At 65.7% G+C, this 10113-nt stretch carries 8 protein-coding genes and 2 pseudogenes; 1 reads left to right on the top strand and 9 read right to left on the bottom strand.

From position 1 onward, the window contains the following. Positions 1–90: 90 nt before the first annotated feature. The 6 genes from QGG75_07355 to QGG75_07330 all read right to left on the bottom strand — a co-directional run bounded on the left by QGG75_07355 (position 91) and on the right by QGG75_07330 (position 6234). Positions 91–1848 (bottom strand): carboxyl transferase domain-containing protein, encoded by a 1758-nt coding sequence (locus QGG75_07355; protein MDP6067052.1) that lies wholly within the window; start codon positions 1846–1848, stop codon positions 91–93. A 29-nt stretch (positions 1849–1877) separates the two neighbouring features. Beyond that, on the bottom strand, positions 1878–3035 hold the full coding sequence (locus tag QGG75_07350) for an acyl-CoA dehydrogenase family protein (GenBank protein ID MDP6067051.1): 1158 nt from the start codon (positions 3033–3035) through the stop codon (positions 1878–1880). Positions 3036–3068: 33 nt separating this feature from the next. Beyond that, positions 3069–3512, bottom strand: a complete 444-nt coding sequence (locus QGG75_07345) for a CBS domain-containing protein (GenBank protein MDP6067050.1) — start codon at positions 3510–3512, stop codon at positions 3069–3071. A gap of 132 nt (positions 3513–3644) precedes the next feature. Then, complete coding sequence (locus QGG75_07340; GenBank protein MDP6067049.1) at positions 3645–4865, bottom strand: mandelate racemase/muconate lactonizing enzyme family protein; 1221 nt, start codon at positions 4863–4865, stop codon at positions 3645–3647. A 101-nt stretch (positions 4866–4966) separates the two neighbouring features. Next, a complete protein-coding gene (locus QGG75_07335; GenBank protein MDP6067048.1) occupies positions 4967–5389 on the bottom strand; it encodes a DUF4019 domain-containing protein in 423 nt (140 codons plus the stop codon). A gap of 68 nt (positions 5390–5457) precedes the next feature. Continuing rightward, positions 5458–6234 carry an aldolase/citrate lyase family protein gene (locus QGG75_07330; GenBank protein ID MDP6067047.1) on the bottom strand — a complete coding sequence of 259 codons (777 nt, stop codon included), beginning with the start codon at positions 6232–6234 and terminating at the stop codon, positions 5458–5460. 131 nt (positions 6235–6365) lie between these two features. Here QGG75_07330 and QGG75_07325 point away from each other — a divergent pair, with 131 nt between their 5' ends. Further along, positions 6366–8852, top strand: coding sequence for a cation:proton antiporter (locus QGG75_07325; GenBank protein MDP6067046.1), 2487 nt, complete (start codon positions 6366–6368; stop codon positions 8850–8852). A 16-nt stretch (positions 8853–8868) separates the two neighbouring features. On the opposite strand, the gene QGG75_07320 is transcribed toward QGG75_07325, so the two are convergent. The 3 genes and pseudogenes from QGG75_07320 to QGG75_07310 form a co-directional block, all read right to left on the bottom strand. Next, the gene (locus tag QGG75_07320; GenBank protein ID MDP6067045.1) at positions 8869–9120 is read right to left on the bottom strand and encodes a hypothetical protein; all 252 of its coding nucleotides are present in this window, start codon (positions 9118–9120) and stop codon (positions 8869–8871) included. A gap of 55 nt (positions 9121–9175) precedes the next feature. Continuing rightward, positions 9176–9815, bottom strand: a pseudogene (locus QGG75_07315) (DUF938 domain-containing protein). 35 nt (positions 9816–9850) lie between these two features. Then, positions 9851–9949: pseudogene (locus tag QGG75_07310) on the bottom strand (SUMF1/EgtB/PvdO family nonheme iron enzyme). Positions 9950–10113 lie beyond the last annotated feature (164 nt).

Raw genomic sequence — 10113 nt, 5'->3', positions numbered from 1 at the left:
CCCGCTCCCCCTCCCAACCACCCACAGGGTACCATTGATGGGTGGTTGGGAGGGGGAGCGGGTGGGGCCCGGGATCAGTTCCGACATGCCTCAGCCGCGGATGGTGCGGGGCAGCAGCATCTGGTGTACCGGCGTGATGGATTTCGGGTTCTGGTAATTGGCCCCGGCGAAGGCCTGGATATAGCGGCGCAAGCCGGTCAGCGAAACGATCTCGTCGACGAAACCGAGCTTGGCGCAATAGGCCGGGCGGGATTTGTCGTGATAGTCCTGGATCATCTCGTTCATCTTATGGACTACCGGATCGAGGTCGTTGCCGGAATCCTGTTCCTTGACCAGGCGGCGGGTGTACGAGGCGGCGGCGGCGGTTTCGCCGTGCATGACGTAGATCTCGGTGAGCGGCGTGCCCAGCGTAAAGGCGTTGTTCTTGTTGGCCTGGGGACCGCCCATGATGTAGTGCGCCGCCGCCGTGCCCTTGCGCAGCACGATGCACATCATGGCGAGGTCGCTCTTCTCGATGGAATAGATCAGCGCCTGGCCCAGGCCCAAAAGCTCGGCTTCCTCGGCCGCATCGCCCACGTCGATACCGGTGGTGTCCTGCAGCCAGACGATGGGCAGGTTGTCGCGGCCACACAGCGTGACGAACTCGCCCTGCTTGATCAGGCCCTGGCGATAATGCTTGCCGCCGACCCCGGGGTAGGCGCCGTCGGCGTATTCGGGATATTCCGGAAATACGCCCTGGCGGTTGCCGATGAAGGCGACGGGCAAGCCGTCTATTTTTGCTATCCCGGTGAAGACCTCGGGCCCGTAATCGGGGCGGTATTCCATGAACTCGCTGGCGTCGACCAGGCGGGCCAGGATCTGTTCGGCGTCGTAGGGCCGCTTCTGGGCGGCGGGCAGGATGAGGTTCAAGTCCTCGGCCGGATAAGCCGGCTCGGCCGGCTGGGCCACGCGGAACATGGCGGGATCAAAGGCCGGCTGCATGCGCATGTAGTCCTTGAGGCCGTCCAGCACGCCGGTTTCGTCCTCGTGTACCTCGCGAAAATAAGCCGTCTGGTCGAAATGGGTCTCGACCCGGCCCGGCGGCTTGGCGCGCACGCCGCGCGAGGCCTCAACCAGCGCCAGGGCGCTTTCCACGTCGACCTCGCCGCGCGGGTTCATGCCGCCGACGATGCCGGCACCGCCGACCGCGATATTGGCCTTGTCGTGGGCCAACAGGATGGTCGGGCTGATGCCCTGGTAGCCGCCGCCGGCCGGGTTGGTGCCGTAGATGGCGTTGAGGATGGGAATACCCAGGCGGTTGAGCTCGGCGTGGCGGTAGAAGGGCGCGCCCGAGGAACGCCGGCCGGCGTAGACCGCTTCTTGCTCCATCAATTTCACGCCGGAGCAGTTGGTCAGCCAGACCAGCGGCACGCCCAAGCGCTTGGCCAGGTCGGTGACCATGAGGATGTTCTCGGCCTGGCCGGCGATCCAGGCCCCGGCCATGACCTTGTTGTCGAAGCCGATGACGACGGCCCACTTGCCCTCGATGCGGCCCAGCCCATTGACCACGCCGGTGCAGCCTTCCTCGTTGTCGGTGGGATTGTAGAGCGAATGCAAGGGGCACCAGCTGCCTTCGTCGATCAGGTAATCGAGCCGGTCGTAGACGGTCAGGCCGCCGCGGTCGTGGACCCGCTCGGCTGGGATGCCGGCGTTACGGACGCGCTCGGCCTCGGCCGCCAGGATCTCTTCCTGCTCGCGGATCGCCTCGACGTTGGCCTGCGAGCGCCGGATCTCGCCCTCGCTCAGCGGCTTGCCGACGCCGGGCATCTTTTCGAAGTAGGGACGCAGCGGAGTCTGTTTCCTGGCCATGGATTCTGTCGCTTTCATCAAACTTGCAGCTAGCGGTTTTCTTTGTCGCCCAAGGAAATCCCCGAGATGATCAGCTTCTGGATGTTGCTGGTGCCCTCGACCACCCTCAGCGAATGGGCGTCGCGCAGGAAGCGCTGGGCCGGATACTCGGTGGAATAACCGTAGCTGCCGAAGATCTTCATGCCTTCGCTGGCGGCATGGACGGCGGCCTCGGAGGCGAAAAGCTTGGCGATCGAGGTCTCGTGCTGGCTGGGCAGCCCCTGGTCCTTGAGCCAGGCGGCGCGGTAGACCAGCAGGCGGGCGGCTTCGTGCTCCGCCACCATGTCGGCGATCTGGGCCTGGACCATCTGGTAGGCGCCGATCTTCTGGCCGAACTGGGTGCGGGTGTTGGCGTAGTCGATGGCCGCGGCTGTGGCGCCGCCGGCGATGCCGATGGCCCCGGCGGCGCAGCCGATGCGGGTGTTGTTGAGCTGCCACATGCAGATCTGGAAGCCCTGGCCGACCTCGCCCAGCACGGAATCTTTGGGAATTTTCGCCCCGTCGAAGACGATCTCGCCGGTCGGCGCGCAATGCAGGCCAAGCTTGCTTTCGATGGCCGACGTGGTGACACCCTCGGTTTCCTTGAGATTGATGATGAAACAGGTCATGCCGCGGTGCTTCTGGCTCTTGTCGGTGAAGGCGTAGAGGAGCCCCCAATCGCCGACGTGGGCGTTGGAGATCCACATCTTCTGGCCATTCAGCTCCCAGTGGTCGCCCTGGTCCGTGGCCGTGGTGCCCATGCTGGCCACGTCCGATCCGGTATTGGGTTCGGTCATGGCGAAGAAACCAATGCTCTCGCCGCTGACCCAGCCGGGAATGAAGGTTCGCTTTTGTTCGTCCGTGCCGTACTTGGCCACGGTCACGGGGGGCCCCAGGTTCTGCATGTTGAAGGGCACGCGCCAGGAGCCCGAGATCCGGGCGATCTGTTCGGCCAGAATTACCGATTCCAGGAATCCGAAGCCGTTGCCGCCATATTCCTCCGGCAGCGCGCAGGCGAAGAAGCTGAGCTCGCCCATCTTCTTGAGAACCTCGGGGCGAAATCTGTGGTTGGCTTCGTCGTCCTCGAGGTTGGGCAGGATTTCGTTTTCGGCGAAGTTCTTCGCCACGTCCTGCATCATCTGCTGTTCTTCAGTCAATCCGAAGTGCATCGCCGTGCTCCCGCGCAATCAATTTGGCGTCTATTAAGCCGCTTGCGGCCCTTCCTGCAATTGCCGGCGCAGGCTTTCGACCTCGTTTTCCAGGACCGAAAGCCGCAACTGCACGACGTCGCGCATGCTGATCATGCCTTCCAGGCCGTCCTCGCCCACCACCGGCAGGTGGCGCACGCCGTAATCGACCATGGTGGCCAGCACCTTGGCCGCCAGGGTTTCGCCGTTGCAGGTGACGACGTCGGCGGTCATCAGATCGCCGGCCCGCAATTCCAGGACCTCGGCGCCGCGCTCGTCCAGCGCCAGCAGGATGTCGCGCTCCGAAAGGATGCCGTCGAGGTTCCGGTTGTCGTCGCTGACCACCACGGCGCCGATGCCCATGCCTGACAAGAGGCCGATCACGTCTTTTATCGGCTGATCCTTGCCGACGGCGAAGACGGCCGGTCCCTTGGAGGCCATCAGATCTCTCGCAACCATTCTTTATGTCTCCGGAAAAAACCCACAGGGTTTGTTTTGCTGGCCACCCTCGCTATGGCGGAGGCGGCGGGGCAGCGTGATACGTCGTCGCGTCGGCGTCGTTCTAGGCGATTGCGGCCACTTTTTCCAATCCTAAAGCGGCTCTTCGCCCATTTCAGGAAAGATCGGGCCCTGGTAGGGGTGCGCCGCCGCCACCGCTTCGTCGAGCTCGACGCCCAGGCCGGGCTCGGTCGGCGGAACGATGCGGCCGTCCTGCCAAACCAGCGGATTCGTCAGGATTTCGGCGTGGAAGCCGCCGAAGGTCTCGATGCTTTCCTGAATCAAAAAGTTGGGGCTGCAGGTGGCAATCTGGATGTTGGCGGCGGCCTCGATGGGGCCGCAATAAAGGTGGGGTGCGATCTGGGCGTAGTGGGTTTCGGCCATGCCGGCGATCTTCTTGGCCTCGAGGATGCCGCCGACGCGGCCCAGCGCCGGCTGCAGGATGGCGGCGGCCTGGTCCTGCAACAGACGGGCGAACTCGTACTTGGTGGCCAGGCGTTCGCCCGAGGCCACGGGGATCGAGGTGTGGCGCGCCACGCGGGCCATCTCGACGGTGTTCTCGGGCGGCACCGGTTCCTCGAACCACAGCGGATCGAAGGGCTCGAGGCGCCGCGCCAGGCGGATGGCGCTCGACGTCGTCATCTGGCCGTGGGTGCCGACCAGCAGGTCGCATTCGCCGCCCACCGCTTCGCGCAAGTTACGTATTACCAGCTCGGCGTTGTCCAGCGCCGCCAGCGACAACTGCCGGGGATCGAAGGCCCCCATGGGCATGACGGGATCGAACTTGATCGCCGTGAAACCCTGGGCGGTGTAGTGGGCGGCGCGCCGCGGCGCCATTTCGGCGTCGCCGAAGGCCTCGGCGATGGCCATGGCGTCGCTTTCATCGCCCGTCGGCGACGGCATGTCCTCGGGCGCCGGGTAGAGATAGGTATACGACCGCAGCGTCTCGTGGACGCGGCCGCCCAAGAGGTTGTAGACGGGCTGGTCTAGCGCCTTGCCGACGATATCCCAGCACGCCATCTCGAGGCCGCTGAGCACGCCCACCAGCGAGAGGTCGGGATGCTGGCTGAAGCCCGAGGAATAGATCAGGCGCCACAGCCGCTCGATCTTGAAGGGGTCGGCGCCGATGACATGGCGCGCCGCCACGTCCTCGATCATGGCGGCCACCAGGTGGGGGCCGAAGGGCACGCCGTAGACCTCGCCCCAGCCCTTGATGCCGTTGTCGGTGACCAGCTTGAGAAAGACGAAGTAGGGGCCGCCGCGGTGCGGCGGCGGGTTGCCGACGACGTAGGTCTTGATTTCGGAGATTTTCATGATGGGCCCGCCTCGCCGATGGAACCAGGGGGCGATTGTCGCGCCCGCACGGGCCGGCGGCAAGAGCGGCTGGCCCGGCGCCTCTTGGAAACCTCTAAATTCTAGCGAATATAGTACCCCGCCACGCGCCAAGTGCCGTCGCCTGTGCGCATCGGCGTGATGGTCTCGACCGCCTTCTTCTTCTTGGCGAAGACCGTGTGGTACTGGATGACCACGTATTCGCCGTCGGGCAGGCCGGGCAGGCTGGTGGTGGGCTGGGCCGATTGCAGGCGGCGCGACGCGACGGAACCCAGCGGCTTGCGCACCGCTTTCAGGGCCCGGACGAGATCGTCCTTTTTGACGGCGTTTTGCAGGTAGGGCGCCGCCTGTTCCCAGCCCTCGCCATAATTGCCACGGTCGATCAGGGCGAGCCACTGCTTGGCGACCTGCTGGGCGTTTTCCTCGGCCTCCGAGGGCGGTCCGGCGAGCAGCAGGAAAAACGCCGCCAGGGCGACAATGGGGACAGCCTTTTTCGGCAACTTCATGACGGCCTCGGCTTCGGCGCTGTTGGTGCCCGAATCTTAGCCGCAATCAGCAAAATTACGGTTAACGCTCAGCCGCAGCGCTGGCGCAGCTCCCCGATACCGGTTCGCAAGGCCTCCTGCAGCAGCCAGAGGTCGCCGGAATAGCAGATGAAGTCGAAGCCCTGGGTATTCAGCGCCACGCCGTCCTCGATGTTGCTCACCATGCGCCCCAGGGATTTGCCGTGGGCCCGGCCGGCGGCCACCACACGATCCACCGCCGCAAGAAAATCCGGGTGTTCGAACTGACCGGCGATGCCCAGGCTGCAGCTCAGGTCGAAGTGCCCGATCCAGAGCACGTCGACGCCGTCGGTAGCGGCGATCTCGTCGACGTTGGCGATGCCTTCCTTGGTCTCGATCAGCACCAGGCAGACTGTGCGCCGGTTGGCGGCGTCGAGCTTCTCCAGCACCGGACCCGGGGCGTAGCGGTCATGGGCGATGCCCAAGGCCACACCGCGTGATCCCTCTGGCGTGTACTTCATGGCCTCGACGATGGCCCGGGCCTGGTCGGCCGTCGAAACCATGGGCAGCATCAGGCCCTCGGCGCCGGCATCGAGGAAGGTGGCGATGTGGTGGCTCGACTGCGACGGCGGCCGCACGAAAGTGGGCAGCCCGGCCGCCTCCATGTAACGCAACAGGCGCTTGAGGGCGTCGAGGCCGAAGCCCGAATGCTCGCAGTCGACGAAGGCGTATTCGGCGCCGCCGGCCTTGAGGATATGGCCGATGCCGGGGCTGTCGAATTCGAAGATGCCGGTGCCGAATTTGGCCTCGCGGTTGTCGGCCATCTGGCGCAGGGTGGAGTTGCTCATTGCGGGGTTGCCTTTTTTTGCCGCGGAAATTGTCGCCAGCCAACTTTAACCGAGTTGAGCCTGGTGCGTCAGGCGTTTACCTGGCCCCGCCGGTCGGACACAATGTGCGGCGGGGGGCTACGGGAGACACCATGCAGGCCACGCTGCACACCGTCGAACTGGTCACCATCGTCGTGGCGCTGCTGCTGGTGGCGGCCGGCACGCTCGCCTTGAGCAAGCGCATCAAGCTGCCCTTCACGGTGGCCCTGGTGCTGGTCGGCATCGGCCTGGCCCAGATCTTCGCCCAGGCCCCGGGCTGGCTGGGCTCGTTCGCCGGCTTCTCGGTCTCGCCCGAGACCATTCTTTTCGTTTTCCTGCCGACACTGATTTTCGAATCGGCCTTCAACCTGGATGCCCGGCAGCTGCGCCACAACCTCTTGCCGGTGCTGACGCTGGCCATCCCGGGCGTGCTGGTCACGGCCGGCCTGATCGGTGTGCTGCTGTGGCTGGTGACGCCCTTGGACCTGGCCTCGGCGCTGCTGCTGGGCGCCATCCTCAGCGCCACCGATCCGGTCGCCGTGGTGGCGCTGTTTCGCCAGCTCGGCGCTCCCCTCAGGCTTACCGTGCTGGTCGAGGGCGAGAGCCTGTTCAACGACGCCACCTCGATCGTGCTGACGCGAATCCTGGTGGGCGTCGCCGTGGGCGGCTATTTTTTCACGCCGTTGGGCGCCTTTCTCGACGTCGCCGGCTTCTTCGTGGTCTTCCTAGGCGGCGCCCTGGTGGGCTGGCTGGCGGCGCTGGGGTTCGGCTGGCTGTTGGGCCGGGTGCGCGGCGACGTCTCCATCGAGATTACGCTCACCACGGTGCTGGCCTACCTTTCGTTCTTGGTGGCCGAGGAGGTTTTCCACGTCAGCGGCGTCATGGCGGTGGTGGCGGCAGGGGTCACGCTGGGCGGTTGGGGGCGGGCCAAGATCTCGCCCTCGGTGGTGGGCTATCTCGAGCACTTCTGGGAATACATGGCGTTCGTGGCCAACGCACTGATCTTCTTGCTGGTCGGATTGAGCGTCAATCTGGGGGCGCTTTACGAAGCCATCGACCTGCTGGCTTGGGTGCTGGCGGCCATGCTTTTGTCGCGCGCCGTGGTGATTTTCGGCCTGGTGCCGCTGGTCGGCCGGCTGCCGGGCGCCGAGCGCATCGATCGGGGCTATCAGGCGGTGATGTACTGGGGGGGCTTGCGCGGCGCCATCGGCCTGGCGCTGGCGCTGAGTTTGGGCGACTTCGTCCACGCCGAGCTGTTCGTGGCGCTGGTCATGGGGGCGGTGCTGTTCACGCTGTTCGTTCAGGGCCTGACCATCGAGTGGCTGGTGCAGCGCCTGGGTCTCGACAAGCCGCCGCTGGAGGATCGCGTGGCCCGCGTCGAGGGCTTGTTGGCGGCCATGCGCCGGGCCTGGGAGCGGGTGCCCGAGTTACGCCGCGGCGGCTTGCTTTCGGAACGAGTGGCCGAGGGCCTCAACCAGCGTCTGCACAGCGGCATCGCCGAGCAGCGCCGCGAGCTCGAGGCGCTGCGCCGCAGGGAGCTCGGCGCCGAGGTCGAGCGCCGGCTCTTTTACGCCCGCCTGTTCGCCATGGAAAAGCAGACCTACTACCAGCTTTTCGACCAGGGCCACCTCTCGGAGCAGAGCTATCGCGAGCTCTGCCATTCCATCGATCTGCAGGGCGCCGAGTTGCGCCACAGCGGGCGCTTGCCCGAGGTCACCACGCGGGCCTTGTGGACGCGCACTTTGCACCAGGGCCTGACCCATCTGGCCGAGCTTTTGGGTGGCTTCCGGGGCTGGGCCGAGAAACTCAGGCGCGACCGCATCGCGGCCGATTACGAACGCGCCTGGGGCCGCTACCGGGTCAGCCGCCAGATCCTCGACCAGCTCGAAAATCCCGATTTCGCGGCCGGCAACCTGGGGCTGGTCGAGGAGGTCCGCAACCAGTACCAGCGTTGGCACGATACCGCGCTGACCACCATCGACGAGACCGCGGCCCAGTACCCCGAATTCGTCAATCTGATGCAGGAACGCCTGGCCTGGCGGCTGATGCTGGCGGCCGAATCCGAGGTCATCCAGGGCGAGGTGCGGGCGGGCTCGATCGCTGCCGGTGTGGCCCAGGAGATGCTGGCCCGGCTGGAGGCCGAATCCCATGCGCTGCGCGGCCGCGATGCGGCGGCGCTGGCGGCCGATCCGGCCGAGCTGCTGCGCAAGGTGCCCTTCTTCGCCGAGACCCCGGAAAGCGAATATGCCCGCGTCGCCGAGGTGCTCAAGCTGCGCACCCTGCCGGCTGGCCGGACGGTAATCCGCGAGGGTGGTCGCGATCGTTCGCTCTTTCTCATTGCCCGCGGCGTGGTCCGGGCCTCGCGCCAGGGGGGTGAGGGGGGCGCCGGCGAGGAAGAACTCGGCACCCTGATGGCCGGCGACTTCATCGGCGAGATGGCGCTGCTGAATGGTACCCCGCGTGCCGCCACCTGCCGCGCCGTCACACCGTGCTCGATCTACGAATTGGCCTTTCGCGATTTCGAGGCGGTGCGGGCAGTCTGCCCGGCCATCCAGGCGGCTCTGGAGGCCGCCGACAGCGAACGTCGCGATCCCGCCTGAAGGCAAGGGCTACCGTCTACTGCTTGCCGTTGTCGGCTTTTTTCTTTTCCAGCGGGTGCTCGGCGACGCCGGGCGGAACCTCGACGTCACGGCCGCGATAGAGGTCGACGGCAAAGGCCGGCAGCAGGCCGGCCAGGGCGGCCAGTACCGCCACCGCCTTCCAATCGATGTCGCCCAGCCGGATATGGCGGTGCAGGCGCCCCTCGCGCAACCTGACCAGAAGCAGGAAAACGACGACGCTGCTGACCAGCCACGTAACGAATATCACCATCCCAGCACCACACCAGCAAATCCGCGATCGGGGCGACGGATTTTAGCACAGTTCAGGGAGCGGAAGCTTTATCAAAGACCACAGTCAGGTTGTTGGCCGGCATTTCGACGATTTCGGCGAGCACCAGGCTATTTCCCGCCGCCTCGGCGCTGACCGCCTCCAGGTCACGCACCCCCCAGGCCGGGTCCTTGGCCTTCAGTGAGGCGTCGAAGTCGCGATTGCTCGGCGCCGTGTGCCGGCCCTCGCGGCGGAAGGGCCCATACAGCACCACCTGGCCGCCGGTCGCCAGCAGCCGGCCGGCATTCCGCATCAGGCCGCGGCAGACCGACCAGGGCGAGATGTGGATGAGGTTGATGGCAACCAGAGCCACGGGCTCAAGCGCCACGGGCTCAAGCGCCACGGGCTCAAGCGCCACGGGCGTGCCGTCGAGCTGCCAGTCCGCTGCGGCATCGAGGGCCAAGGGGGTCCAGCAGGTTGTCGAGGCCCGCGTGGTGGCGCCAGGCGGCGATACTGGCCCGCATGGCCGGGTCGGGATCGCTGGGCTGCCAGATCTGGCGGGGCAGCGCGGCCGCGAAATGCACGGCGTGCTGGCCGGTGCCGCTGGCGATTTCCAATACCAGACCGGGCGCCAGGACTTCTTGCAGCACCTCGAGGATGGGTCCCCGGTTGCGCTCCGTCACCGCGAAATGCATGCGGCCGTCGGGGGCGCAAGGCTCGGGCGCGAACCCTTCCCCGTCTTGCCGCTCAACCACCGGACATAAGCCTTAGCATCTTCCCAGTTCATACAGACCACGGGATCGCGATTCGTCTGACCAAAACCAGGGTTGCGTCAATTCTTGGAACTGCTCTTCTTCCATTCACTGCCAGTGTAGTAATCCGATATTTCCCAGATAGCATTCGTATCGTAGCAAATCGTAGGCGAACCCGACCACCGATGGAAGGAATTTTGCTCTGCGGTCATTCGGCAGCCCCGATTTGATGATTTGGCCG

It is taken from the genome of Alphaproteobacteria bacterium (assembly GCA_030740435.1).
GTDB lineage: Bacteria > Pseudomonadota > Alphaproteobacteria > UBA2966 > UBA2966.
This window is presented reverse-complemented; position numbering and strand designations above follow the sequence as displayed.